This is a genomic window from Mesorhizobium loti, assembly GCA_014189435.1.
GTDB lineage: Bacteria > Pseudomonadota > Alphaproteobacteria > Rhizobiales > Rhizobiaceae > Mesorhizobium > Mesorhizobium loti_G.
The window spans coordinates 28785-54584 of the sequence record CP050295.1 but is presented as its reverse complement, the minus strand read 5'-3'; the positions used below and the strand labels follow the sequence as shown (position 1 = coordinate 54584).

General features: G+C 60.1%; 22 protein-coding genes. 3 read left to right on the top strand and 19 right to left on the bottom strand.

The genetic code is table 11. The features are described from left to right. The first annotated feature begins 101 nt into the window (after positions 1 to 101). Positions 102 to 905, top strand: coding sequence for a TIM barrel protein (locus HB777_37235; protein QND69369.1), 804 nt, complete (start codon positions 102 to 104; stop codon positions 903 to 905). Here the strand turns inward: HB777_37235 and HB777_37230 are convergent. Both HB777_37230 and HB777_37225 read right to left on the bottom strand, forming a co-directional pair. Then, positions 902 to 1873, bottom strand: a complete 972-nt coding sequence (locus HB777_37230; GenBank protein ID QND69368.1) for a LysR family transcriptional regulator — start codon at positions 1871 to 1873, stop codon at positions 902 to 904. The genes HB777_37235 and HB777_37230 overlap by 4 nt on opposite strands. Before the next feature lie 528 nt (positions 1874 to 2401). Continuing rightward, the gene (locus HB777_37225; GenBank protein QND69367.1) at positions 2402 to 3319 is read right to left on the bottom strand and encodes a LysR family transcriptional regulator; all 918 of its coding nucleotides are present in this window, start codon (positions 3317 to 3319) and stop codon (positions 2402 to 2404) included. A gap of 651 nt (positions 3320 to 3970) precedes the next feature. Here HB777_37225 and nifA (HB777_37220) point away from each other — a divergent pair. Further along, positions 3971 to 5791 (top strand): nif-specific transcriptional activator NifA, encoded by a 1821-nt coding sequence (gene nifA / locus HB777_37220; GenBank protein ID QND69366.1) that lies wholly within the window; start codon positions 3971 to 3973, stop codon positions 5789 to 5791. Between the two features lie 141 nt (positions 5792 to 5932). Here the strand turns inward: nifA (HB777_37220) and HB777_37215 are convergent, their stop codons facing one another. The 17 genes from HB777_37215 to HB777_37135 all read right to left on the bottom strand — a co-directional run bounded on the left by HB777_37215 (position 5933) and on the right by HB777_37135 (position 23095). Then, the gene (locus HB777_37215; GenBank protein ID QND69365.1) at positions 5933 to 7837 is read right to left on the bottom strand and encodes an ABC transporter ATP-binding protein; all 1905 of its coding nucleotides are present in this window, start codon (positions 7835 to 7837) and stop codon (positions 5933 to 5935) included. After that, the gene (locus HB777_37210; protein QND69364.1) at positions 7837 to 9705 is read right to left on the bottom strand and encodes an ABC transporter ATP-binding protein; all 1869 of its coding nucleotides are present in this window, start codon (positions 9703 to 9705) and stop codon (positions 7837 to 7839) included. Before HB777_37210 ends, HB777_37215 begins: the two co-directional genes overlap by 1 nt. A 68-nt stretch (positions 9706 to 9773) precedes the next feature. Then, positions 9774 to 10685 (bottom strand): SIR2 family protein, encoded by a 912-nt coding sequence (locus tag HB777_37205; GenBank protein ID QND69363.1) that lies wholly within the window; start codon positions 10683 to 10685, stop codon positions 9774 to 9776. Between the two features lie 35 nt (positions 10686 to 10720). Beyond that, on the bottom strand, positions 10721 to 10933 hold the full coding sequence (gene nifT, locus HB777_37200) for a putative nitrogen fixation protein NifT (protein QND69362.1): 213 nt from the start codon (positions 10931 to 10933) through the stop codon (positions 10721 to 10723). Continuing rightward, complete coding sequence (locus HB777_37195) at positions 10930 to 11250, bottom strand: nitrogen fixation protein NifZ (GenBank protein QND69738.1); 321 nt, start codon at positions 11248 to 11250, stop codon at positions 10930 to 10932. The genes nifT and HB777_37195 overlap by 4 nt, the downstream gene beginning before the upstream one ends. 65 nt (positions 11251 to 11315) lie before the next feature. Then, complete coding sequence (locus HB777_37190) at positions 11316 to 11510, bottom strand: 4Fe-4S binding protein (GenBank protein QND69361.1); 195 nt, start codon at positions 11508 to 11510, stop codon at positions 11316 to 11318. 30 nt (positions 11511 to 11540) lie between these two features. Then, positions 11541 to 13022, bottom strand: coding sequence for a nitrogenase cofactor biosynthesis protein NifB (gene nifB / locus HB777_37185; protein QND69737.1), 1482 nt, complete (start codon positions 13020 to 13022; stop codon positions 11541 to 11543). A gap of 239 nt (positions 13023 to 13261) precedes the next feature. Beyond that, positions 13262 to 15001, bottom strand: a complete 1740-nt coding sequence (gene nifA, locus HB777_37180; GenBank protein QND69360.1) for a nif-specific transcriptional activator NifA — start codon at positions 14999 to 15001, stop codon at positions 13262 to 13264. A gap of 167 nt (positions 15002 to 15168) precedes the next feature. After that, a complete protein-coding gene (locus HB777_37175) occupies positions 15169 to 15468 on the bottom strand; it encodes a ferredoxin family protein (protein ID QND69359.1) in 300 nt (99 codons plus the stop codon). Positions 15469 to 15479: 11 nt separating this feature from the next. Beyond that, a complete protein-coding gene (locus tag HB777_37170) occupies positions 15480 to 16787 on the bottom strand; it encodes an FAD-dependent oxidoreductase (protein QND69358.1) in 1308 nt (435 codons plus the stop codon). A 10-nt stretch (positions 16788 to 16797) separates the two neighbouring features. Then, entirely contained in the window at positions 16798 to 17907 is a 1110-nt protein-coding gene (locus HB777_37165) for an electron transfer flavoprotein subunit alpha/FixB family protein (protein ID QND69357.1), read from the bottom strand. Between the two features lie 16 nt (positions 17908 to 17923). Continuing rightward, entirely contained in the window at positions 17924 to 18775 is an 852-nt protein-coding gene (locus HB777_37160; GenBank protein QND69356.1) for an electron transfer flavoprotein subunit beta/FixA family protein, read from the bottom strand. Positions 18776 to 18959: 184 nt separating this feature from the next. After that, positions 18960 to 19340, bottom strand: coding sequence for a nitrogenase stabilizing/protective protein NifW (nifW, locus tag HB777_37155; GenBank protein QND69355.1), 381 nt, complete (start codon positions 19338 to 19340; stop codon positions 18960 to 18962). Between the two features lie 31 nt (positions 19341 to 19371). Further along, complete coding sequence (locus HB777_37150; protein QND69354.1) at positions 19372 to 19647, bottom strand: hypothetical protein; 276 nt, start codon at positions 19645 to 19647, stop codon at positions 19372 to 19374. A 6-nt stretch (positions 19648 to 19653) separates the two neighbouring features. After that, positions 19654 to 20805, bottom strand: coding sequence for a homocitrate synthase (gene nifV / locus HB777_37145; protein ID QND69353.1), 1152 nt, complete (start codon positions 20803 to 20805; stop codon positions 19654 to 19656). Next, positions 20802 to 22019 (bottom strand): cysteine desulfurase NifS, encoded by a 1218-nt coding sequence (nifS, locus tag HB777_37140; GenBank protein ID QND69352.1) that lies wholly within the window; start codon positions 22017 to 22019, stop codon positions 20802 to 20804. Before nifS ends, nifV begins: the two co-directional genes overlap by 4 nt. Positions 22020 to 22774: 755 nt before the next feature. Continuing rightward, complete coding sequence (locus HB777_37135) at positions 22775 to 23095, bottom strand: iron-sulfur cluster assembly accessory protein (GenBank protein QND69351.1); 321 nt, start codon at positions 23093 to 23095, stop codon at positions 22775 to 22777. A 701-nt stretch (positions 23096 to 23796) separates the two neighbouring features. Between HB777_37135 and HB777_37130 the strand changes: the two genes are divergently transcribed. Continuing rightward, on the top strand, positions 23797 to 24864 hold the full coding sequence (locus HB777_37130; GenBank protein QND69350.1) for a hemin-degrading factor: 1068 nt from the start codon (positions 23797 to 23799) through the stop codon (positions 24862 to 24864). The last annotated feature ends 936 nt before the right edge of the window (positions 24865 to 25800 follow it).

Below are 25800 nucleotides of genomic sequence, written 5' to 3'. Positions count from 1 at the left end.
GGCTTGCTTCAATCAGGCTTGTGCATCGGCCTGCGCTGGGGGGCGCGGCATAAGCCAGACAGGCAAACTGGCGGCCGCACTTCTGAAAGGAAAGCCAAGCCATGCGCCAGGTATCTCCCCGCTTTGCGGTCAACCACATGGCAGCGCCCCCTCTTGACGTCAGTGCATTTTTCGCGCTTGCGCGTGACCAGGGCCTAACCGATGTTCAAATCCGTGACCTTCATTTCAGCAATCCTGTTGCATGCGCCATTCCTGCTGCGGACGTCCGGTCTGCCGCCACCGAAGCTGGCGTAACCATAATCTCGGTCAACGCCTTGCAGCGCTTCAACGACTGGACTCCCACGCGTCAGTCGGCGGCGATCAAGCTCGCCGACTATGCGGCGGCGTGCGGGGCCAAGACGGTCGTGCTGGAACCGGTCAACGACGGCTCGTGGGCGTGCAATGGCGAGCGCCATGACAGTCTGCGCGTCGCTCTCAACGCGCTCAAGCCGATCCTCCAGCCGCGCGGTCTGATAGGTCTCATCGAGCCGCTGGGCTTTCGCACCTGCTCGCTTCGATCAAAGAAGCAAGCGGCCGAGGCCATTGCCGCGGTTGACGGCCAGTCAGTGTTCCGCCTCGTGCACGACACGTTCCACCACACCCTGGCCGGGGAGACGTTCTTGTTCTCCGAGCTTACCGGCCTGGTGCACATTTCAGGTGTGAATGACCCGACGTTCTGGATTTACCCGGATCGCTTCCTTGGAGGTTCCGACAATGGCAGCCAGATCCAGGCGCTGCTTGATGGCGGCTATGAGGGACCCTTCTCGTTCGAGCTGATCGAGGTGGTCCGCACGCTGGACGATCTTGCAGGCGCACTTGCTGCCAGCATTGACTTCATTCAGCGCCGGCTATTGACGCCAGATTAAGGAGTGGCAGGGGTACCAAATGTAAGTTCGCCTGGAAGCCTCCCGTGGTTTGACAGCGGAGGAGCCATCCGAGATGCCTCCTGCATCATAATCTCCCGCAGCCAGATGCTTGCCGGATCGCTGTTGTGGAGTGACGGCCAACAGAGGGTCTCGGTGAATGCGGGAAGCGGCAGCGGAAGTTCGACGATCTGCAGGGGGAACGATTTTTCGAAATGCCTGACCAGCCGGGAGGGGATGGTCGCGATACGGGCCGTGCCGGACACCATCGGCGGGACCATGCTGAAGCCCTGCACGGCGACCTCGACACGTCTCTTGAGGCCATGTTCAAGCAAGAACCATTCCTCGATGGAGGGCTTCATTAGACGCCCGAACCTGACCGAGACGTGCCTCATCGACATGTATCTCTCGAACGTAAGCTGCCGTGGCAACTGCTTGTTGGTGCGACAGCCTACGCACACGAGTCTCTCCTCAAACAGTGCCACGCTTGAGTGCGCGCTCGACGTGAACAAATCCGGAAGAATTAGAAAATCGACGTCACCGCGCTGGAGAAGCTCATCGGGGCCGTCGTCGACAGGCAGCAATTCGAAGCTGACGCCGGGGGCTTCGCGCGCAACACGCTCAACGACTTTCTCAAAAAACACGAGCGTGGCGAAATCGGAAAGAATGATCCTGAAACGGCGGTCGGATTGAGCTGGGTGAAACGTATCCGAGGAAATAATCGAGCACTGGATCTGCAGGAGAGCGTCGCGAACCGCGGGGGCAAGTGCTGCCGCACGCGGGGTCAGAAAACGTTCGCGGCCGCTCGTCGTAAACAGTTCATCGCCGAAATAATCGCGCAGCCGGGCGACGGCCGCACTCATGGCCGGCTGGCTGAGGTTGATGCGGCGGGCCGCCGCCGAGAGATTGCGCTCCCCCAGCAGCGCGTCGAGCACAACGAGGAGATTTAGGTCAAGCCCTTTGAAACGCATGTCTTTAGCTATCCATAGCGTGGATGCCGTTGATCGAAACAAACCATTTTATCACTTTTCCGAAATCTCGCATGGACAAAACACCTGACGCACCGATCACCCGCTGCTCTATCGCGTGACCTGTGCCTTATGACCAGCTCGAAAGAGAACAATTTTTCTATTTACTGCGAAGTGGGGTGGGGTTGTGCGGGGAGAATGGCTTGCAACTGGCTAAGCATGTCGAATCCGCCCTTTTCCAAAAAGCCTGCGCAGCGCGAGCGCGGAGGTTCACGCAATTGGCAGCGACTCACGTCCCTCATCATCGGAGCCTCCGCCGTAGCCCGGCCGGAACTCACTGCGGCTTCTACGATTGCTGGGCTCGGTCCGTCGGACAAGCTTGAGGCGAATTCTCGCGACGCGACGGTCTTCAGGAAAGGGGCGCTCCGACCCGCGGATCAGAGTCCGTCGTCTCTTCACTCCTGACAACGACGTGAGAGTGGGTGGCGTGACGCTGAGTAAATCCAGGAGCGCCTGGAGCCTCCCTTGGTTTCACAGCGGAGCAGCCATCCGAGATGCCTCCTGCATCATGATCTCCCGCATCCAGATGCTTGCCGGATCGCTGCTGTGGTGAGCCGGCCATTGGACGGCTTCGGTGAACGCGGGAAGCGGCAGCGGAAGTTCGACGATCCGCAAGGGGAACGTTTTTTTGAAATGCCTGACCAGCCGCAAGGGCATGGTCGCGATACGGGCCGTGCCGGACACCATCGGCGGGATCATGCTGAAGCCATGCACGACGATCTCGACACGTCTTTTAATACCATGCTCAAGCAAAAACCATTCCTCAAAAGCCGGCTTCAGCATACGCCCGAACCTGACCGAGACGTGCCTCATCGACATGTATCTCTCGAATGTAAGCTGCCGTGGCAACTGCTTGTTGGTGGGACAGCCTACGCATACGAGTGTCTCATCGAACAGCGCCACGCTTGGATGGGGGCTCGACATGAAGAAATCCGGAAGAATTAGAAAGTCCACGTCACCGCGCTGGAGAAGCTCGTCGGGGTTGTCGTCGAGAGGTAGCAATTCGAAGCTGACGGCGGGGGCTTCGCGTGCAACACGCTCCACGACTTTTTCTAAAAACACGAGCGTGGCGAAATCGGAAATAATGATCCTGAAGCGGCGATCGGATTGAGCTGGGTTAAACGGATCCGAGGAGATAATCGAGCAATGGATGTGCAGGAGAGCGTCGCGGACGGCGGGGGCAAGTGCTGTCGCACGCGGGGTCAGAAAACGTTCGCGGCCGCTTGTCGTAAACAGTTCATCGCCGAAATAATCGCGGAGCCGGGCGACGGCCGCACTCATGGCCGGCTGACTGAGGTTGATGCGGCGGGCCGCCGCCGTGAGGCCGCGCTCCGCCAGCAGCGCGTCGAGCACAACGAGGAGATTTAGGTCAAGCCCTTTGAAACGCATGTCTTCCGTTATCCACATGGCGGATATATTTCGGCGAAACAATCACAGTTTTGCAGAACGTCGCAAGCGCAACTTTCAAAAGCGCCCTAAACAAAACTTGATGTCTGCGTTGGCTGCGAGCACATTTATCTGACGTATGCCTTCCGGTTTAGGCCGAACAGCCGGGTCGCACGTCGGTTCCTGCTAAGCCCCTCGCTGATCTGCGCAAGCTACATCGCGTCAGCTCGATGTGTGCTTAGGCGCCTACTCAAGGAAATACGAAAAGTTACGAGGTCTTTCCATGCGCAGGGAGTGCGGTGGACGTTGTGCTTATCGTCAGCCTGCGCCTTCTACGAAGCCATTCGAAGCGGCCGTAGTGGGCCCGCGCGAGGCCGCAGGTCCGTAGCCTTGGCAGCGACGAGCACGGCCGTTACATCCACCTGCCCGAAAATTACATGATGGGATTCCCTCATGGGCGTCGAGTTTGCTTTCACAAATAAAAGAAAGCTCGGTTGACTAGCCTCCCTCCTTCCCGTCTGTAGACCAAAGTATGGTTGCGCTCGGGAGGAGCCTGAAACGCGCCACGCCACTTGACGGGAGCGTCTACGCGCTGCGGCGTTGCAGGCTCATATTGCGCGAGTGTTGCTTTCGCCGCCCGAGATCGAGGATGACATGCTAGACCTGAAAAATAATCGGGAATCCGAACCGACTGCTGAGCAGACGCCGATATGCTGCACATCGCTGGGCGCGAAAACGGACGACTCCAAATCCGCGACGATCAACGCGGTCGCTGTGGTGCCGTCGCAAGAGAGCGCGCTTTCGGGCATCTCCGAAATATCGCAAGCACTCACCGCCGACTCTCGGCTCGAAGTCGCGTTGGCCAAGGTCGTAGGTCTCCTGCGGTCGTTTGTGCAGATGCGGCACGGCATGATCTCTCTCTTCGACGGTGATGGCGAACTGGAAACCACCGTTGGCGCCAGCTGCAACGAGAGCTGCAATGAGCGCGGCCGGATGTACATGCCGCGGAAGGCAATCGACGAGATTCTGACGACGGCTATGCCCCTGATGGCCGAGAACATTGCGGTTCATTCGGCCTTCACCACCGCCGACTTGGATGCGCTCGGGGTCTCGGACAATATACCAGTGTCGTTCATCGGCGTTCCCATTCGCGTCGATGCAAATGTCGTGGGTACGCTGACCATTGACCGCGTAGTGGACAGTGGCTCAAGATTTTGGCTCGATTACAACCTCCATCTGCTCCCCCTAATCGCCAACCTAGTGGGACAAGCAGTGAAGTTGCATCGCTCCTACTTGGGCGACCGCGTGCATCCGATCTCAGAGAAGGACCGGCAGCAAAAGGGGTTCTCCGAGCTCCAGCACCCGGCGCGGGAGCCTAACCAGATTCACGTCAAGGGGATGATTGGCGACAGTTCGGCGCTGCGCGGTCTGCGTCAGAAGGTCACGGTCGTAGCCAAGGCAAAGATTACGGTTCTGTTGCGGGGCGAAACCGGTACCGGGAAGGAGCTGGTCGCCAAGGCCATTCACGAGTTGTCGCCGCGTGCCAAGCGGCCCTTCATCAAGCTCAATTGCGCGGCGCTGTCCGAGACAGTCCTGGAGTCCGAATTGTTCGGTCATGAGAAGGGTGCATTCACAAGCGCTTTCAATTCGCGCAAGGGGCGTTTTGAGCTCGCCGACAAGGGGACGTTGTTCCTGGACGAGATCGGCGAGATCTCGGCCTCGTTCCAGGCAAAGCTCTTGCGCGTGCTGCAGGAGCAGGAATTTGAGCGCGTCGGCGGCAACCAGACCATTAAAGTTGATGTTCGCGTGATTGCAGCCACGAACAAGGACCTGGAAGAGGCAGTTGCAAGAAACGAGTTCCGCGCCGACCTCTATTACCGCCTCAGTGTGGTTCCCTTACTGGTGCCGGCGCTACGCGAAAGGCGCAGTGATATTCCGCTCCTTGCGGCTGAGTTTCTCAAGAATTTTAACGATGAGAACGGCCGCATGCTGACCTTCGATCCGAGTGCGATAGAGGTACTGATAAACTGCGATTTTCCCGGCAACATTCGCGAGCTCGAAAACTGCGTGTATCGGACAGCGGTCCTGGCGGCGGGACCATCAATCGGAAGAGACGACTTTGCCTGCCGCCAGGGCCAATGCTTCGCTGCGGCGCTGCGTAAATCCAGATCTGGCAACGTCGCGATGCAACCCGGGCCGATCGTGCCGCTGCCGGTGATTCCGGCGATACCGCCGGCTGCGGCCGCTAGTTCTGCCGCCGTCGCAGTCCCACCTGAAACCATAGGGCAGCCGCTGCGAGGGCCTGCCGGCGCAGTCCACTTCAATGGTACGACAATGACCGATGCCGAGCGTGTCATTGCGGCCATGGAAACATGTGGCTGGGTCCAGGCAAAGGCGGCACGCCTGCTTGGACTGTCGCCACGCCAGATCGGCTACGTGCTGAGGAAATACGGCATCGAGATCAAGCGTCTGTGAAAGGACGGCTAAGCCAATAGCCAAGACAATTCATGCGCTGGTGTTTCAGTGGGGGCCATGCGCCAAATGGAAGAGGCAGGCGCCAACTAGACCAGGAAATTCGCTTGGAGATCAATTGGCGTCACAGCGCAGAAGTTTGCATTAGGTCGAAGAGGAGGCTTGCACCCCCGTATCGGATTTCTTTTCGGGAATGTCGTCGAAGGATGAGTAGTTGAGATTGTATAGCTTGGAATAGAGCCCACCCAGGGCCGTTAGTTGGTCGTGGTTTCCGGTCTCAAGGACTTGGCCGTTCTGAAGCACGATGATGCGATCGGCACTGCGGATCGTGGCGAGCCGGTGGGCGATGATGAGGCCAGTGCGGCCTTTAAGCAGTTTTGAAAGAGCCTTCTGGATCAGCATTTCCGTGTAGCTGTCGATATTGGCGGTGGCCTCGTCAAGAACGAGAATCTTGGCGTCCGCAACGAGAGCACGCGCGAAACTGACGAGCTGGCGCTGGCCGAGAGAAAGGTTGCCGCCGCGTTCGCCGAGCTGGGTATCGTATCCGTCTGCAAGGCTCATAATGAAGTCATGGGCGCCGACTGCCTTGGCGGCCTCGATCACGTTGTGCCACGTGGCCTCCTTCTTGTGGTAGCGAATGTTTTCGAAGACCGTCCCGGTGAACAGGAACGGCTCCTGCAGCACCATGGCGACCTCTCGGCCGAGCGATTCCTGGGTGAGATCTCGCACATCGTATCCGCCGACCAGCACTTGGCCCTGCTGAACATCATAGAAGCGGTGGACGAGGGCCATCGCGCTCGATTTACCAGAACCGGTCGGCCCGACCAAAGCGACCGTCTCGCTAGGCATGACCCTGAAGGAAACGTTTTTCAGCACCGGATGGCCGGATTTGTAGCCGAACGTGACGTTCCTGAACTCGACCGAGCCATCCATTTCCGGCGAAAGCACTCTGGCATTCGGTTTGTCCTGAACCTCGATCCTAACGTCCAGCACATCGGTCAGCCGCTTGCCGGATGCCATGGCGCGCTGCATGACCGAATACTGGAGGGTAAGGGAGCGAATTGGGTCAAAGAAGCGCTGGATATAGAATAGGTAGGCGACCAAAACGCCCACGTCGATGCGACCATTCATGATCATGGAGCCGCCGGCCACGATGACGATAGCCATGGCGAGCCCGGTGAGGCCATCGACGATCGGCACCATCACCTGTGCATACTTGGCAGCGGTCAGGTGAGCACTGAGGTCGGCATGCGCCTTGTCGTCATAAAGCATGAAATTTATCTGCTGGCGGTCCATGCACTGGACGGTGCGCACGCCGTGAATGGCTTCCGCCAGCGCGCCATTGACGACCGAATTGGTTTCGTGTGCCGCCATGAAGGCTTCGCGGGCACGCGGCAGCCATACGATGCGGATGATCAACAGGGCCGGCAAGACCGAGAGTGTCAGGAAGCCGAGGCGGAAGTCGAGGCACAGCATCACGAAAACGATGCCGAAGAGAAGAGCAATGTCTCCTACGGAATAGACTGAGGTCTCGACGAATTCGTGGATCGAGCTAACGTCGCCTTGAAGGCGGGACATCAGGCGTCCCACCTCGGTCTTGTCCATGAAGGAGAGCGAAACTTTCTGCAGATGGGCAAACATTGCGCGGCGGATATCGAAGAGGACGTTGTCAGCCATTTTTCCGACTACGGTTTCCTGCGCGTAGGCGGCGCCGAAATTAACCAGAATAGCGAGCGCAAACGCGCCGGCGGCCCTGAGCAGGGCGGAGCGATCAACGCCTGCCGGAGTTATGGCGTGATCGATCGCGCGGCGGATGATCAGGGGGATGAGAAGCTGCGTGCCGACGAAGATCAGCAATGCGGCACTCGAGATGACTACCCTAGCACGGTAGGGACGAACGAAAGCCCAGATGCGTCGAACGATGCTCTTGTCGAAAGCCCTGCCGAACATCTCCTCCTTGATGCGGTGGGAGCCGACCACCGCGTGCGGGGGGCGTCCGCCGCCGTCATTAGGTTCGATTTCAAGTTCGGCGGCGTGCCCCTTGGTCATCAGGGCGCGCCTCTGTGCGTGATCGCACTGTCATCTTCCGGGCGCAACTGGAGATCATAAAGGGCCTTATAGCGTCCTCGCTTAGCCAACAGCTCTTGATGGGTGCCGCGTTCCACGATCTCGCCATTGTCAATAAACAGGATCCGGTCGGCGTGCCTGAGCGAACTCAGCCGGTGGGCAATGATGATCGTCACCCTATCCTTGGCGAATCGCCGTATCGCCGCGCGGATGCGCTGCTCAGTGGCGGCGTCGATCGCGGCCGTTGAGTCGTCGAAAATGACGATTGATGGGCGCAGCATCATTGTGCGAGCTATCGTGAGACGCTGGCGCTGGCCGCCCGAGAGGGAGGCGCCGCGTTCGCCAACGACCGTCTTGTAGCCTGCGGGGAGGCTGAGGATGTAATCGTGCAACTGGGCGGATTCGCTGGCGCGCTTGATTCGCTGTTCTTTCGCCCAGGGATCGCCATAGGCGATGTTGTTCTCGATCGTGGTAGTGAACAGGAATGCATCCTGCTGTACGACTGCGACTTCCTTGCGAAGTGTGGCAAGGGTGACCGCGCGGATGTCCTGCCCGTCAAGCGTGATGGTGCCCCCGGTGACGTCATAAAAGCGGGCGATCAGGTGAGCGATTGTCGATTTGCCCGAACCCGGCGGACCGACGATAGCGATCGTTTCGCCTCTACGGGCGCAAAAGCTGATATTCTTCAGAATGGGGCGGTTTCCGGTGCCGGGATATACAAACGAGACATTATGGAAGCTCAGAGTGCCTTCACTGATCTCGAGCGGTTTGGCGCCGGAAGCATCCCTTATCGTGATGTCCTGGTCGAGCAGACCGAAGAGGCGCGAGCCGCAAGTGTAAGCGCGGGCGAAGCCATTGACCATTAGGCCGATCTGCCGGACGGGCATTTGCAGAATGGTCATAAACGCAAGGAACGTGGCGAGCGTTCCGACGCTGATTTGGCCCGCGATGAGCTTGTTGCAACCGATCCAGAGGACCAACCCCATGGCCAAAAAGAATGACAGCGTCATCGCCGACGTGTTGGGCACGTAGACGTCAACCTGCTCGTGGGCGAGGGCGAGCGCGTTCTTCGAGGCGCGGTCGAACTTCACCATCTCATAGGCCTGTGCCGAAAACGCGCGGACAACGCGGATGCCTGCGAGATTCTCCTCCATCACGCGGCCTAGAACCGAAAGCCGCTCCTGCAGGTCGAGCCAGGTGGCGCGTAGCTTTAGCTGTGTGACCGACGAGCGCCAGGCTACGAAAGGGACGAAACTCAGCGCGATCACCCCGAGCATCGGGTCGGTTGATATCATCGTGTAGGCGCCGATGCCCATCAGCATGGTGAGCAGAAGCATACGAACCAGGGCGGTGGAAAAATACATCCGCACGCCGTCGAGATCGAGCATGCCGAGGGTGATTAGATCGCCTGAATGAACCCGGTCGTGGAAAGAAAAGCTGAGACGTTGGATCTTGTCGTAGCAAGCAAGTCGCAGTTCGTACGCGACGTGATGCCCGACGGCCTCCGCAAAATAGTTCTGCGCCATCGTGAACAGGCCGCGTAGCGTACTCGCGGCGAGCAGCAGGAGAGCCGAAGTCCAGAGCGCTTGTTGTGCGGCGATCGCCGCAATACCGCCCCCAATCGCTATCTGAGTCAGGTCGACAGCCCGGCCGAGAAGCTGGGGAATGAGCAGCTGGAGGATTGCCGCTACGATCGTCGATCCGAAAGCGAAGGCGACCTGCCACCGGTTCCGCAAATTCATGCGGGTAATGCGCAGCAGCGTGCTGAAGCCACGGCCCCACCCGGCCGCTTGCTCATGCTTGGACGAATTCAGAGGCTTCGTCGCGCCGCCAATTGCATCAGTACCCACGTGTATGTTCCAGACTGAATTCCGACGCTTCCTGAGGCAAGCGAGAGACCCACAACTAACGACGCCCGTTAACGAAAATCTTGGCCACCATCTACAGCAGTGCCCGATCCGACGAGGCGAGCAGCGGCTTCACCTAAGGGCATATCGATGACCGTAATTGCGCTTGCAGCAAGGAAACGGCGTTCGTTCTTGGTCAGTATTGCCGCGTCCATCACCGCATAGTGTGGACCTTTGGAGCGCTTCATTATCTGTCGGGCGAAGGTGCGCAGCATCTGATCGTTGAAACGGCAACCGACGAAGAAAAGGCCTCGATAGGTGCGCCGTTCCTTCACCACATCAGGAATCGGCGTCTGGAGATCGATCTCGGTGAGCACTTCGACATAATCGGAATCCGCGACCAGAAAGTTTGCGGCCGGCCTAATGCTGCCGTGAGGCGTATAGAGAACCGTCTTTGCGGCTGATCCGGGTTCGAGTTCGGTCCCAGACAAGTCGTAGGCTTTCGTCCAAATGTCACCGAATTCGTTCGCCCGCGTGACGCCTTGTATCTCAACGACGTCCGTTCGGCCGGCCTCTGCGAGGGTCGTGCGCATGGCACTGTCGTACCAGCTATCGATGATCAGGGAGAGCGGCAGCCTCGCGAGCCAGGTGTGGAGAACAGTCGGCGCCGCCGGCGCTGCGAATATCTCGGCCATCCATGCCTGAAGCGTCCGGCGATGCCGGCGCTGTTCGATGAACTGCGCGACGGACCACATATTGGTGCGAATCTTTGAAGGGGCTGGCGCCCGGCTATTTAGCGCCGCGGCGACGGCTTCCGGCGTGCACGGTACCGACGGTTCAGCGGAACTGAGGCGGAGAAGGCCCGGACCGAGATATGGGATCATCTCATCGGCCCCGAGCGCGTTGCGCGCTAGGTCAAGCAGCTTTTCGGCAAAACTGCCCTGGATGACGACGAGGTGGCCCAAGTTCAGGATCGTGTTCATGCTCATTCCTCTCGCACCCTCTTCCACCCGCAACATCAGTCCTCGTCGGAGATCTTTCTTGCCTCGACGGTGATCGGCAAACGCGTATCGGGCGGAAGGTCGGGTAGGACGAACTGCCAGCCGTTCCTGAGTGTTATGGCCCCGCCCCACAAATGTTCGTTCTCCAGCTTGATGATGGCCTCTTCGCAATCCTTCTTTGGGAGATACGCCGACAAGCCAGCACCGGTCCTGCGGATCATGACTTTCATCGAGCCGTTCCTTCACGGGCACTGCTTTCGGCACTGCAAGGAGCCTCCGCTTTGTCGAGGCTCATCAGTTCACGCGCTCGCATGCCGACCACCGTGCCGCGATCGATCCATTCGACCGCATAGATGAAGAACTGCTGGAGAAAGGTGCCAATGTCGCGCACATAACCTTCGTCGCCCTTCCGCACGAGGTTTTCGCCGATCTCCCTGCCAGGATAGGTGCCGTCATTCTTTATGTGTCGTGTGGCACGCACCCGCTCACCCGGCGTAAATCGCGGCGGCTTGCGGATTTCGATGTCCTGTTCGCGTCCGAGCCACATGCGATTCATTCCTTTCGAGTTAGAGCCTTCTGAGGCGACGCGGTCGCGGCGAAGCCGAAACGGAGTCAAGCAGGAACGCAGGTCTTCGGCACCGGACATACCGATACGCATTGCTGCGTGTCGGCGGCCTCCTTGCATTCGGTGCACTTGTTGGGATCGATCACATAGGCCTCGCCCTTGAATTTGATCGCTACAGAGGGACATTCGAACTCGCAGGCGCCGCATTGGGTGCATTGGGACGCGATGATCTTGAAAGCCATTTTATCTCCTGGTGGATTGGAATGAGACGGCTAGGCCGTTGCAGCCAGTGGTCCGATCGCAAACGCGGTGGCGTAAACTGCGCTAATTGCGGTTTCGATGTAGTCATGACCATAAGCGTCCGTTGCTCGGATTCCCGCTTCCGCGAGCTGATCCTTCGGGCAATTTCCGATCTTGGCGCAGAGCACGATGTCTATGCCTTCCAGCGCAGCGATGACGCCGTCGAGGGTGGCTTTTTCGCCCCAGCCGCCGACGCAATACTGCTCGACCTTGCGATGCCCAACAATTCTGATCCCTTTCGGCGAGGCTTCAAAAAGTTGGAATTCCCTTGCATGGCCGAAGTGTTCATTGACACGGCCACCCCCCTTAGTCGCCACCGCGACGAGAAGGGACTTGCCGGAGCCTGCTGCCTTGACCATTCCGATCGCCGCGCTCCTGGCCGCCACATGATCACGGCGCTCGTGCGCGACCACCTGTCGATAGGCCTCGCGCTTGCTGGAGTCGTAGGTGTCCTTGCCGGCAATCCGGTCGAGCGTGAATTCCTGGCCACGATCCCCGCCGAGCAGGCCGACGGCATCGGCCCGGCACTGCCGGCAGTGGCGCATCAACTTGGCGCCGCCGTCGAGACGATCCTGAAGCGCCTTCAACTCTGTTGCATTTGGACCGCGCTGCCCAGTTAGGCCGTAGTGCGTACCGTGCGCCGGGTCGGAAATCAGCGGCATGACGTTATGCAGGAACGCGCCACGCTCCTTGACCAATTTGTTCACGTCGATCAGATGCTCGTCGTTGACGCCGGGAATCATCACCGAATTGATTTTCGTGAGGATGCCGCGCGCGGTGAGCATCTCCAGGCCCAACATCTGCCGCTCGTGCAGGATTCGGGCGGCCTCGATGCCGCCGTAGCGCCGATGATCGTAAAAGATCCAAGGATAGATCTTTGCGCCGACTTCCGGGTCGACCATGTTGATGGTGATAGTCACGTGATCGACGTTCATGTCGGCGAGCTCGGCGACATGGTCAGGCAGCGCGAGCCCATTGGTTGAGACGCAAAGCTTGATGTCGGGGATCTCTCTGGCGACGCTTTCGAAGGTTGCCCTTGTCTTTTTCCAGTCGTAACAGGCATCGCCCGGTCCGGCGATCCCGAGTACGGAAAGCTGCGGCACCTCGTTGGCGACCGCGATCACCTTGCGCAGCGCCTGGTCGGGTGTCAGTTTTTCCGAAACGACGCCAGGCCGACTTTCGTTGGCGCAGTCATATTTGCGATTGCAGTAGTTGCACTGGACATTGCAGGCCGGTGCGACCGCGACGTGCATGCGCGCGAAAAAGTGATGCGCTTCTTCCGAAAAGCACGGGTGATCCTTGATCTTGTCCCAGACAGCCGGATCCATGTCCTCCGGCTTTCCCGCCACGCCGCAGGTTGAAGATGCGCAGCCACCGGATCTCGCGGTCGCCAGCAACTCGTCGAAGCCTGTCGCGCTGGTCAGGCCCTCAAGCGAAATTGTCGGTGCGGACATCAAACGGCTCCGTTGCTGGTAACGTCGCAGTTCAAGGCGCAAGAGTTATGCCGGCTCAAAGAGCGGTTCTAGTTCCCGATTGGCTCTGAGTGTCGCATTCTGTCGGTTTGCTCCGGCACAATTTTGTCCGGCTTGTGACAGTGCACAAGCCAATCGGGTCGAGGAGGCACCGCGTCCTGGGCACGCACAGCGTGAGGAAGACACTCCGAACTGACGTTTGAAGTCGCCAGCACGCCTGGCTAGAATTTCTTCACCTCGATACCATACCGGCGCAGAGCGTAGCCGACCTGCCGCGGCGTGAGGCCCAGGACACGAGCCGCCTTGGCCTGAACCCAACCGGCCTTCTGCATCGCGTCGGTCAGCCGCTCGCGTTCCGTCAGGTGCCGGCCCTTTGCTGGGCAAGCGGGATCATTGGGATCGCAGGCCTTCACGGGCGAGAACCCTTCCGGGGCCTCGATGCGCCGGATCGGCATCTTCGAGAGCTCGTCCGTGGCATTGCCGCCATGCGAAGGGCCGGCACCTTTCCAGAGAAGCGAAGAAAGGCATTGGTTGTTCTGGCAAGCGAAATCCGATGGAGTGATCGTCGTCGAACGCGCAAGTGTAGCTGTCCTTTGAACGCAGTTTTCCAACTCGCGGACATTGCCAGGGAAATAGCATTGCGAGATCAGGTCAAGCGCCAGCGGCGCGAAGGCGAGCTCGCGATGGTTTTCCTTGTTGAACCGCTCGAGGAACGCGTTCGCAAGGCGTGGAATATCGCCGGCGCGCTCTCTGAGCGGGGGTAGAATGATTGGCACGACATTGATGCGGTAATAAAGGTCGGCCCTGAACTCCCCATTTAAGACAGCCGTCTCAAGATCCTTGTTGGTGGCGCATATGAGCCGGACATCGACCTGAAGCGTTCTCGTGCCGCCGACTCGCTCTAGTTCGCCTTCCTGCAGGACGCGCAACAGCTTGGCTTGAAAGGCAGGCGAAATCTCGCCGATTTCATCAAGTAGCAGCGTTCCGCCATTTGCCAGTTCGAAGCGGCCGGCGCGCTGCGAGATAGCCCCGGTGAAGGAGCCCTTTTCGTGCCCAAATAACTCTGATTCCAGAACGCTTTCAGACAGTGCTGCGCAGTTTAATTTGACGAAAGCCTTCTTCCCCCGGGCTGAAAGCTTGTGGATGGCTTGGGCAAAGAATTCCTTGCCAGTGCCGCTTTCGCCCCGCAGAAGCACTGTGGAATTGGTTCTCGCCACGACCGAGACGGTTTCGAGTACCCGCTTGAGTGCGAGACTTTCCCCGATGATCCCGTCGATTTTGATATGCCGATGCCGGGCTGCGTCGGCCCTGTTCTCGTCGAACGACTTCTCCGGTCGCCCTTGCTCCTCAATGTATCGCTGACCATCCATACTCAGCATACGATGGAGACGAATGGTGCGGCCGACAAGGTTGGCCACCATGGTCAGGAACCGTACGTCCTCGTCGCCGGAAGAGATGCTCTCGCCCTCACCGACGCGGTCGATCGACAATGTTCCAAGGATCTCGTGCTCAGCTACTAGCGGGATTCCGATGAAGGTAATTGGGATCGTGCCGCCACTCGAAGACGGCTGAACCTCAGCCTGAAATAGTTCGGACTTGCCAACGTCCTGTATTATGAGCGGCGCCTCCGTAGCGACGATCCGGTCTATCGCGGCTTGCGGTATGACGCGGCCAATTTCTGATTGAGATGGGTGGGAACTGCCGACGATTGCGGTAATCCCCGGCGCTGCTTCGGCGTCCAGGACGACGATGGCTCCATGGCGCAATTGCACAAATGAAGAAAGGGTATTCACGACATTGGCGATCGTAATCTCAAGCCGGGTGGGGGCAGTCAGGACCTGCGATATTTCGTAGAATCCCCTGGGGGAGATGTCCGGTTCGTGGATGGAGTTGATCCGTGGTTCAGGCAGGGTGTTCGAAGGTCCTTCTTCTTCGAGCCTATCGCTCGGCATGAGAGCCATGGAAACACCTCAGGGGTCTTCCAGAGTGCTCCTTCCATGCGCCATTTTGGATTCTGAAATTCGAAAGCACAGAATTCATGAGCTCCTCTCAAACTGCGAGATCGGTCTAAAAAATGGTTTGGCGTTTGCTTGCATTTCAGGTGCAGCCGAAACGGTGCGATCGCCGATCACCCGAATTTGAAGAGGACACCGAAGCCGCCGCGCGGGTAGTTCCACTCGATCTCGCCATTGCTCTCGCACAATATCCGGCAAGTGCCGCACTCCATGCAGCCGTCGGCGGTGATCTCCACTTGACCCTTGTCGTTCAACTCATAGCATTTCGCCGGGCAGATGTGGGTAAGCGCGCGCAAGTTCGCGCTCGGGCTCTCGTGCGGTCGCACTTTGATATGCGGCCGGCCAGGATCGACCAGATAGCGGTTCTGGTAAAGCTTGTCCTCGACGCGTAAATTCGTCACTGCGATCGTCATCCTGTCTTCCTTCAGCGCCAGGCCAATGCCAGGCGGACCGCGTCGCTGACCAGCCCCCAGCGAGAACGCACGTTGATAAAGGCGCGCGTGGTGGCCTTTTCCTTTTCAATCTTCGGTGTGCCGTCGACACGCATCAAGTTCTGCGCGGCCAGGGATATCAAGCGCGGATAGGTCGTGAAGAAGTTGCTGGAATTCGTGTGGATCAAGGCCGGCATGTCTTTGTATTTCCGAAGGTCTTTGACCACGAAGGAGTTGTCCAGCATGGTCTTGTAGATGGTGAGGTTTCGTCTGGTCATCGGATTGTTGCGGCGCTTGACCCCGACGATTGCCTCAGCCGCGATCCGGCCGGAGGTCATGGCGAGGTTCGAACCTTCGCGGTGAATCGCGTTGTTTAATTGGGCGGCATCACCGACCACGACCCAGCCGTCGCCAAAGAGCTGCGGAATCGCCTTGTGGCCGCCTTCGGGAATGAGATGCGCGGCATATTCCTTCACCTCAGAGCCGGCGATCAGCGGCCGGATCGATGGGTGGTTTTTGAACGCATCGAGAAGGACGTAAGGGCTCTCCATCGTCGCGGCGAAATCGGAGACGAGGCAGCCTATGCCCAATGAGATTGACTCCTTGTTGGTGTAGAGGAAGCCGAGCCCAGCCATGCTGCGGGAGATCGTCCCCACCGCCTCGATGACACAGCCTTCATCGCCCTTGACGCCGAACCGCTGCTCAATGACCTCTTCGGGCAGGAAATGCATTTCCTTTACGGCGAGCGCCACGGTTTCTGGTTTCGGCATCTTGCGCAGGCCGGCGCGCGTGCCAAGCAGTCCCGAGACACCTTCTGCGAGAACGACCACGTCCGCGAAGATCGGCCCGCCGGCCCGGTCCGTGCGGACGCCGACCACCTTGTCCTGGGCATCACGGACGAGTTCCGTTACGGTCGTCTCGCACAGAACCGTCGCCCCGGCCTCGCGCACCTTGCGCGAAAACCATTTGTCGAACTGGGCGCGTATGATCGTGTAGCGGTTGGGCTTTACCTCGTTGAAGTCATCCGACCGATAGTGAATCCCGGTGTGGGAGGTCTCGTCCATCACCCAAAGCCGCTGTTCAACCAGATGCCGCTCAAGAGGCGCATCATCCCGGAAATCGGGGATGATCTTCTCCAGCATGTTCGCGTACATGATGGCGCCCTGAACGTTCTTGGAGCCCGGATATTCACCGCGCTCCAATTGCAGCACGTTCAGGCCGTTGCTTGCCATGATGTAAGCAGCTGCGTTCCCGGACATGCCGGCCCCGACGACGATGGCGTCGAATTTCTCCTCGATCATATCCTCTTCCTTAGCTTGCAAGCTTGTCGCGACTGTGCGGAGACAGCCGCCGGGTAAAGGCTTCCGTAAGTGCGGGCAGGAAGCGGATGGCATCGGTCACGATCCCGAGGTGGGCAAAATCGAAAATCGGCGCGGTCGGGTCGGTGTTGATGGCCACGATGAGATCGGCGCCCTCAACTCCAACCCGGTGCTGAATGGCGCCGGAAATCCCCGCCGCAATGTAAAGCTTCGGCCGGATGGTCTTGCCAGTTTGGCCGATCTGTCGATCAGCCGGCATCCAGCCTTTCTGGACCAGCGGGCGCGAACAGCCATGTTCGGCGCCAATTGCTCGAGCGAGATTCTTCACAAGCTGCAGGTTCTCCGCCGCGCCGAGGCCAAGGCCTCCCGCAACCACGACGTCGGCATAGGCGAGATTTGCCTTTGCCGACTGGCTATCAGGCAGGAAGCCGAGGACTTTGGTCACGATCTCGTCCTCGGCCAGAGATACCTTGTGCTGGATGATACGCCCGACGGGCTTATCCGTGCGCTGCGGCATGGGCATGACCCTCGCTCGCACTGTCGCCATCTGCGGCCGGTAGTTGAGCGTGTAGATCGTGCATAACAAGGAACCGCCGAAAGTCGGACGGGTAGCCGCGAGCGAACCGTCGGTATCCACGTCAAGTTCGGTGCAGTCGGCCGTGAGCCCGGTCTGCAAGGTCGTCGCCACGGACCCGGCAAGATCCCTGCCGAGCGTGGTCGCTCCGAGAAGAAGGATCTCGGGTTTGTGGGTATCGACCAGATCCGTCATCACCTTGGTAAACGGCTCATTTCGATAATCGGCGAGCAGCGGTGCCTCGGCGATGTAGACAAGGTCGGCGCCATAAGCGAACGCCTCGGCAACGGCATACCAGGTGGCTTCTCCTGGCGGTCCGAGCACGACGCCCGCAAGCTGGACGCCAAGCTTGTCGGCCAGCTTGCGGCCTTCGCCGAGCAGTTCGAAAGACACGGGATGGACTTGGCCACGTTCGAGTTCGATGAAGACCCAGACGTGCCGGTAGTCCTTGAAACGGTCAGGCAGTTCTTTCTTTATGCCGGCACGGCCGGCGGCAGGGCGAGCGGGTTCTCGATTCGCTGTCGACATTGTCTACTCCTGGCCGTCACGCGCCGTTGTTGAAGGCGAGTTCATGTTCCAGCGGCGGCTGACGGGTGAAGATTGCGGCGATGAGTTCGTCAGCGGCATCGCGCAAGGTCTTCTCCGCGGTCTCGATTTGCTCCGCTTTTTCCGCCCGCGCAGTCGGGGCAAAAACGCGCTTGACGACCGTCGGCGAGCCGCGCAGCCCACATCTGGTAAGGTCCTCAATGCCAGCGGCGACCGCAGTCCACTTGACGATCTGACTGCGCGCGGCGCACAGCGCGTCCTCGAACGAGCCCCGCCGGATCTCGTTTGTGCCTTCCAGCACGGTGATGAGGCAAGGCAGCCTGCTCTTCAGCATCTGCGTGCCGCCTTCGCAGCGGCGCTCGACCTCGATCTCGCGGGCACCAAGATCAATGGAGCCGATTTTCGCGACGTAGGTGAGTTGTTGGAGGTCGAGGCGCTTGGCTATGCCAGGCCCGACCTGGGCGGTGTCGCCATCGATCGTCTGCTTGCCGGTGAACACGATGTCGGGCGGGCCAAACGTTTCGCCAACTTTCGCTATTGCTTGGGAAAGAGCGAAGGAGGTCGCCAGCGTGTCCGAGCCGGCAAAATAACGGTCGGTCAAGAGCACCGCCCGATCGGCTCCGTAACCGAGCGCCTTGCGTAGCGAGTCCTCTGCCATGGGCGGACCCATGCTGAGCACGGTGACCTCGCCACCATAAGCGTCGCGCAGTCTGAGTGCTTCTTCCAGGGCAAACAAGTCATAAGGGTTGATGATGGTCGGAACACCCTGGCGCATGATCGTGTTCGTCACCGGATGGACCCGTATTTGTGCCGAGTCCGGCACCTGCTTGATGCAGATTACGATGTGCATTGGCGGTTTCTCTAGGCTCCTATCGGGATACGGACTTGGCAGTTCATCTTCTCCCCCGCATCATTCGTGCCAATTGTTTTGCGTGCCTATATTCCTGGAAGTTCGGTTGGTTGCGCTGAGGGCGGCGTCGTGATGACCGGATTTGTCGGCTTCTCGACAATGTCGCGTCGCAATCGTGTCGCGCTCATTCCTTTTCGAACCGCTTCAATGCGGCGTCGAACGGGACGAAGGTGCGGCCCGGCATGGCAGGTTTGTTCGGATCGTGGTCCTTAAGCACCTTAAAGACACGGTGCGTGAGCGGCGAGGAAGCAGCGAAGTCCTCGTAGGCGCGTTCCAGCTTGGTGCGCACCCGCGCGGCGATCACCCGGTCAGGCAGACCGGAGAAATCTTCTTCGGCAAGGTATTCCCCCACGCGCTTCATAATATGGAGCCGTGAGACGTCGAGCACCTTCGGGTCATAGGAAGCGCCAAGGACCGCGAAGAACTCCTCCGCAGCCGAAAGGCCCTTCAGTCGCGCGAGAATGTCCGTCACGTCGACGGTATGGCCATCAGCAGAACAAGTCATTGCACTCTCCCTTGGGTCGGAAACCGTGGTGTCAGGTGCGTTCGTCGCACCGGCTAATCTGCAGTCGCGAATGGGATGCCGTCATCGGGCAGGTGACGTCGAGATCGAAGCGGCCATTCAGGAACGCGGCAACGCCGACCAGCGTCACGCGAGGCGGGACGTTCTCCATCAGCGCATGGGCGCCGACCCGGCGGTCGCGCGCCTTCACATCGGCAATGACCTTATGGACCATCAGGGCTAGCCGAGCGGCTTTACGCCGCCCCGCTCGGCTACCAATCCGGAGGAAATGGTCGAGGATAAATGACATCGCCACCTACTCCTTTCCAAGGTCTCGGCCGGCTGCCTCGCTGCGCAGTGTGTCGTAGAGCTCGACCAGTTGAGTTGCGGTGACGGTGGATTTGGTCTCGGTCGCCTTGCGGCGGACGCGGGCAACCATCGCGGCTGCCAGATCCGGGTCGAGATCGCGGCCACTATCGCCCAGCACATAGGCGATCGCGGTCGCACCGGAATGCTTGCCAATGACGATTCGCCGGCAACGGCCCACGAGAGCCGGATCGAGCCCCTGATAGGTACGCGGGTCCTTCAGCAGCCCCGCGACGTGAATGCCGGACTCGTGGCTGAAAACATCGGCGCCGACGATCGGCTTCATGGCCGCGGTCTGCCGGCAGGCGGCCCAAGCCACCTGGGCCGCGAGGTCCGGCAATGCGGTCAGCTCGATGCCTGTATCCGCGCCGTCGAGAACGGCCATCGCGGTGGCCACCTCTTCCAGCGCGGCATTGCCCGCCCGCTCTCCGAGCCCCAGGACGGTGACGGAGGCATGGCGGGCGCCGGCGCGGATTGCTGCCAGCGTGTTGGCGACCGCAAGGCCGAGATCGTTGTGTGCATGGAATTCGAGGTCGATGGGAGACAGCGCCGCGAGCTGAGCGACAATCTCGAAGGTCGAAAAAGGGTCGAGAACGCCGACCGTATCGGCCAGCCTGACGCGGCTTGCGCCGGCTCGCGCGGCCGTCTCAATGACGCGGGCCAGATGATCCCGATCGGCTCGCGAGGCATCCTCGCAGCCGACGGCAACGAAAAAGCCGTGGGCGGCTGCGCGCCCGACCATCTGCGCGATGATCTGGAGCGCTGCCCCCTGATCGAGGCCGAGTTTGGCGGCCAATTGGATGTCCGATGCAGGCAGCGACAGATTGACGGCGGTGACGCCGCTCTCGATCGCCGCCTCGAGATCCCGCGACGTCATCCGGCACCAGGCCGTGAGCCGCACCGGGAGACTCCTGGCGACCGCGGCGCGAATTGTTTCGATCTCGTCGCCGCCCATGCTCGGCGTGCCGATCTCGATCTCTGGGATGCCGGCTGCAGCGAGAGACTCGGCGAGCTCCAGCTTTTCCGCAATGGTGAAGGAAACGCCGGGTGCCTGCTCGCCATCGCGCAAGGTGGTATCGTTGAGGAAGACACCACGGTTCATGAAAGGAAGTCTATTCTGCTGCCGCTCTGGCCTAGACCCGATTGATGATCTTCATTACCTCGCCTCGCCGGACCAGGACTGGGTAAGCCACGCACCTTCTCCACGATCGGCGGCAAGACCTCGAGCACTCGGTCGATGTCCGCTTCGCCGTTGTCGCGCGCGAGGGAGAAGCGGACTGCGCCGTGCGGCGTTTTCATCGCCCTCAGAACGTGGCTCGATTCCAATGAGCCGGAGGTGCATGCGGAGCCGGAGGAACACGCAATTCCGGCGCGGCTGAGGAGAAGTGGGATTCCATCGCCTTCGACATGTGCAAAGCCAATGTTTGCGGTGTTTGGCAACCGCTCCAGCGGATCGCCATTGACGAAGGTGTTTGGGACGCGCTCGAGTATCCCGTCTTCAAGGCGGTCGCGCAGCGACTTTACCCGTGTGGTCGCGTCGTCCACGAATTTCAAGGCGAGTTGGGCCGCCATGCCCAGCCCGGCTATGCCAGGCGTATTCTCGGTGCCCCCACGCCGATCGTGCTCTTGGTGCCCGCCTTTGATCATCGAGCGGAAGGGCACGCCACGTTTTACAAAAAGCGCTCCAATCCCTTTCGGGCCATGCAGCTTGTGGCCGGACAGCGACAGCATGTCGATTGCGGTCGATTTCAGGTCCATCGGAACTTTGCCGACCGCCTGCACAGCATCAGTATGGAAGAGGGCGCCGGCTTCCTTGGCCAACTCAGCAAGCTCGCCAACAGGGAAGATCGTGCCGGTCTCGTTGTTTGCCCACATGATCGAGACGATTGCCACGCGTGGGCTCAGGGCGGCCCTGTAGGCGTCGAGGTCGAGCCGGCCCTGGCGATCCACCGGGATCCTGTGCACCGTGACGGCCCGCGTCTTCTCAAGATGCGTGCAGAGTGTCAGCACCGCAGGATGCTCGACCGCCGAAATCAGGATCTCTGTCCGGCTGGGCAACACCTCCAGCGCCGAAAGAATCGCTGCATTGTCGCTTTCCGTCCCGCCCGATGTGAAGATGATCTCATGGTCGAGCTCGGCGCCGATCAGCGCTTGCAGCTGCAGGCGCGCCTTTTTCACCGCCGCAAAGGCCGAGGCGCCGAAATCATGCGTCGACGAAGGGTTGCCGAATCGATCCCTAAAGAACGGCAACATCGTTTGAACGACCTCAGGATCGACCCGTGTCGTGGCGTTGTTGTCGAGATAGACAGGTCTCATGCTGTGATCCGTCAGTTGACCAGAACGAAGCGACGCGGGAGATCGGTCGCATGGAGCTCTGGCGCAGGCCCTTGGTGGGTGGTGGAGACTGGCGGCCGGTGCAGGCGTCCGAAAGTCTGACGTCGACATGGTCGCCGTCGATATCGTCAAGTTCGCCTCCCCGGCGAGGGCCTCCGGTTAACGCCCGACAGCGTCTACTATCAGTCGAGTTTGCTGCAGCGCCGTCACTGGGCGGCCGGCAACTTCGGGCCCTCCAGGAGCTGAACTGTTTCGGGCGGGGACGTTCCGCGCATCCCACCTGAAGCGATCGCCGGTCCCGAGACGGGCTTCGACCTTGCCTCCTTATTGAGGGCGCGGGCGTCTGTTTTGGCGGGCGTCTAGACCTGCTCTGCCGCAATAGACCCCGCCGCGGGCATTTCTCCCTGGACCAGTACAAGCACTTCCACGATGGCTGCGAGGCAGTCGCGGGCAGCCTTTGTGTAGCAACTGATCTGCTCCATGGCGGTTTGCCGATGGTGAGTTCGATAGCCGCCGACAATGAGGCGACCGCGGCGCGGCCGCTGAAGGTCCGGCGCTCGGCGGCAGTGATCCTTGACGTCCCCCGGTCGATGCCGATGAGAGATTCAAACATGTCGCCGTAGCGGATGGTCCCGAGCTTACCTCCTGAATTGGCTGTTTCCAGAACGTCGGCATGCGTCCGGCTGAAGTGTTCCTTGGCCTTCCCGCTAAAGTTCCACATGCGGCTTCTCGGGCGATCAGCCGAAGGACTTGCCGCAAGCGCACTTCTCCCGCGCGTTGGGATTATCGAAGACGAAGCCGGAGGACTCCAACCCCGTGACAAAGTCGACGGTCATGCCTGCTACATGGGGCTGAGACCCTACGTCCACGAATACCTTGACCCCATCTGCCTCAATGATCGCATCGCCCTCGCGCAAGACGCTCTCGGGGCCCATCGAGTATTTGAAGCCGGCGCAGCCGCCGGTCTGGACCATGATACGAAAGCCTTCCGCCGGCTCGCTGGCGCGGGAAAGGACGGTCTTGACGGCAGCAACTGCGGTGTGGGTGAGCGTAATCATGGCTCGAATTTCTCCTCAATCCGTTACGCATTTGCGGACGACAGTGCACGTGCCATGCCAAAGTAAACCGGTTTTAAAACAAAAGCTTGGCCCTTCAGCCCTGTGTCGGATGTGCGACATTGTCGGAAGTGCGCACGTCGCTCGTCACGTGAATTGCGCCGTAGCAATCCCGTCCTCGTTCCTGGAAGACGGCTGGGCGACACAACCCGCGACACAGTGGTCTCGGCGTGGGTCGTGCCACTCCTGCCTAAACCCTTGACCCGTATGCGAACGTCTTTCCGAGGTCGCTTCTGCGCAATTGGCACGACTTTTGAAGCCCCGCTTTGGAAGGCGGCACAACTGCCGACCGACACTGATTCGCGGGTGGCCTCGCGATCAGTGGAACGATGTAAGGGAAGCAAGATGTCAGGTTTTGACCAGATCCGCTTTCTGAAGGAAAGCAGCCCCGCCCGTCCACCCCCAAACGCGGGATCGGTCGGTTGGCGTCGACCTCTACAATCGCTCGCTACCGGCCAGTCGCCGGCGACCGCTTGATGGGAGACCGACATCTCACTGTCAGTCTCGTTGTGCCGTCGTAGAGCAGCCAGCGCCTTTCGAGCCGGTGGTCCTGGCCGAGCAAGAGATCGGCATCGAGCACACGGGCGGGCTCGATTGGAACAGGACCGCTGATCCTCAACAATTATGTGGAAGCAGGGTAAGACATGGACCAGCGCGAGAAACCCTCTCCGGACCAAATCCGGCGGGCACAGGAAGACAGTCCGAAAATCCGCGAGCATGATCTCGCCGCCAAATTGAGCATTTCGGAAGCGGAGCTGGTCGCGGCGCATTGCGGTTCCGGCGCGGCGCGCATCGAGCCGCGCGTCAATGATCTGCTGATAGGCCTCGAAGCCGTGGGCGAGGTGAGGGCGGTGACCCGAAATCAAAGTGCCGTGCACGAGAAGATTGGCTTGTACAACAAGGTCGTAACCGGCAACCACCATGCCATGGTTCTCGGCGACGCCATCAACCTGCGCATCTTCCCGAAGGGTTGGGCGCATGGCTTTGCCGTTGAAAAGCGCGACGACGGCAACATCCGCCGCAGCCTGCAATTCTTCGACGCTGCCGGCGCAGCAGTGCATCAGGTGGATGTCAGGCCGGCCTCCAACCTCTACGCCTATCAAAAGCTGGTGGCGGAGCTCGCATCCTCGAACCAGGAGCCGATCTTGTGGGTCAAGGCAAACGGAGCCGACTCTGACGCAGAGATTCCGGACCAAGCCGCCATGGTCACGGAGCTGCGCGAGCACTGGAGCCGGCTGACCGACGTGCATCAGTTCTTCGACATGCTGAAGACGCTGAAGCTCAGTCGCTGCCGGGCGCTGCGCATGGTTGGCCAGGATTACGCCTGGCAACTCGACAATGCCGCCGTTGGCGCCATGTTCCAATGCGCGAGCGAAGACGAGATGCCGATCATGTGCTTCGTCGGCAATCGTGGCTGCATCCAGATCCATTCCGGCCCGATCAAGTCGGTCAAGCCCATCGGGCCGCGGATCAATGTGCTGGACGAAACCTTCCGCCTGCATCTCACAACCCACCACATCCGCGAGGTTTGGGCCGTGCGCAAGCCGACCAGGGACGGTCACCTCACCTCACTCGAAGCCTATGGCGCCGACGGCAGAATGATCATCCAGTTCTTCGGCGAACGCCCCGAAGGCGAATGCGAGCGCGGCGACTGGCGGCTCCTGGCCGAGACCCTGCCGCGTATTCCAACCCCGACGGACCGCGTGAGGTAAGACCGATGCATGGTGATTTCCGTTTTCGCTCGGTGCCCGCGCCGGTAATGTGGGTTCTGCTGGCTACCGCTCTGCCTGCCGCTGCCACCGAGGGCGCAGCTGTCTTTTCGGATCCGCCGCGGATCGCCTCGATTGGAGGTTCCATCGCCGAGATTGCCTATGCCGTTGGAGAGTATGGTCATCATAGCTCCCGTTTCGACGACCCGAACGCCGCGCTGAAGCTATGGCTCAGCTGCCCCGCGCAGGGGGGTCTGTCGCTCCAGGGTCCAACATTCTGGCCTTGCTCGACGGAGGGCAAGTGATGGACGTGAAATCGATTGGTCCCATTATCACTGTGCCAGAGCACGGCCTCCACAAAGGCATACTCGAAAGATCCGCGTCGCCGGCAAGGCGCGGTCGACGCCAGGGCCAGGAAGTCCGGTGCCGACAGGGCATAGGCCGAAAAGCAGATGGCCTCGATCAAAGGACGCGGAAAGGCCGCGAACGCTTGGTCTATGCAGCCGCACGCAAGGTATTCATTGCGCCATTCCTTGCTTGTGACCTGTACAACCTCTGGAGGCGCAACAGCTAGCTACGGACAAAATCCAGTGTTTTCAGCATTGATGGTAGTGCTGGATGTACAGCAGGTCGGCATGCCTTGGACGGCCGGGCCAGTTGCCGGATAGAGGCCCGGGGTTGGCGGGACCAGATGAGCTGGAGGCGATCAAGCCGTCCGAAACTGGCAACCAGAATAACGCGATCCGGGGAGACGTCGCTCCTCGAGCGTGTCGCCGCCATTGCGAGAGACCGGAAACGAGTCGACGCTTCTAGAACCGCGCCTGGTCACCATCAGCTGCCAAGCGCGATCCGCGCTCGCCCGGGCTGCGTAACCCTGACCAACTCCGCCCGGGCGAACGCTGACCGCTCCCCGTAGGCGCGGAGGTGGGCCGGTGAGGG

Coding starts and splice junctions, on each gene's coding strand:
- HB777_37235 (QND69369.1), top strand. CDS start 102: ATGCGCCAGGTATCTCCCCGCTTTGCGGTCAACCACATGGCAGCGCCC.
- HB777_37230 (QND69368.1), bottom strand. CDS start 1,873: ATGCGTTTCAAAGGGCTTGACCTAAATCTCCTCGTTGTGCTCGACGCG.
- HB777_37225 (QND69367.1), bottom strand. CDS start 3,319: ATGCGTTTCAAAGGGCTTGACCTAAATCTCCTCGTTGTGCTCGACGCG.
- nifA (QND69366.1), top strand. CDS start 3,971: ATGCTAGACCTGAAAAATAATCGGGAATCCGAACCGACTGCTGAGCAG.
- HB777_37215 (QND69365.1), bottom strand. CDS start 7,837: ATGACCAAGGGGCACGCCGCCGAACTTGAAATCGAACCTAATGACGGC.
- HB777_37205 (QND69363.1), bottom strand. CDS start 10,685: ATGAACACGATCCTGAACTTGGGCCACCTCGTCGTCATCCAGGGCAGT.
- nifT (QND69362.1), bottom strand. CDS start 10,933: ATGAAAGTCATGATCCGCAGGACCGGTGCTGGCTTGTCGGCGTATCTC.
- HB777_37195 (QND69738.1), bottom strand. CDS start 11,250: ATGTGGCTCGGACGCGAACAGGACATCGAAATCCGCAAGCCGCCGCGA.
- HB777_37190 (QND69361.1), bottom strand. CDS start 11,510: ATGGCTTTCAAGATCATCGCGTCCCAATGCACCCAATGCGGCGCCTGC.
- nifB (QND69737.1), bottom strand. CDS start 13,022: ATGTCCGCACCGACAATTTCGCTTGAGGGCCTGACCAGCGCGACAGGC.
- nifA (QND69360.1), bottom strand. CDS start 15,001: ATGGCTCTCATGCCGAGCGATAGGCTCGAAGAAGAAGGACCTTCGAAC.
- HB777_37175 (QND69359.1), bottom strand. CDS start 15,468: ATGACGATCGCAGTGACGAATTTACGCGTCGAGGACAAGCTTTACCAG.
- HB777_37170 (QND69358.1), bottom strand. CDS start 16,787: ATGATCGAGGAGAAATTCGACGCCATCGTCGTCGGGGCCGGCATGTCC.
- HB777_37165 (QND69357.1), bottom strand. CDS start 17,907: ATGTCGACAGCGAATCGAGAACCCGCTCGCCCTGCCGCCGGCCGTGCC.
- HB777_37160 (QND69356.1), bottom strand. CDS start 18,775: ATGCACATCGTAATCTGCATCAAGCAGGTGCCGGACTCGGCACAAATA.
- nifW (QND69355.1), bottom strand. CDS start 19,340: ATGACTTGTTCTGCTGATGGCCATACCGTCGACGTGACGGACATTCTC.
- HB777_37150 (QND69354.1), bottom strand. CDS start 19,647: ATGTCATTTATCCTCGACCATTTCCTCCGGATTGGTAGCCGAGCGGGG.
- nifV (QND69353.1), bottom strand. CDS start 20,805: ATGAACCGTGGTGTCTTCCTCAACGATACCACCTTGCGCGATGGCGAG.
- nifS (QND69352.1), bottom strand. CDS start 22,019: ATGAGACCTGTCTATCTCGACAACAACGCCACGACACGGGTCGATCCT.
- HB777_37135 (QND69351.1), bottom strand. CDS start 23,095: ATGATTACGCTCACCCACACCGCAGTTGCTGCCGTCAAGACCGTCCTT.
- HB777_37130 (QND69350.1), top strand. CDS start 23,797: ATGGACCAGCGCGAGAAACCCTCTCCGGACCAAATCCGGCGGGCACAG.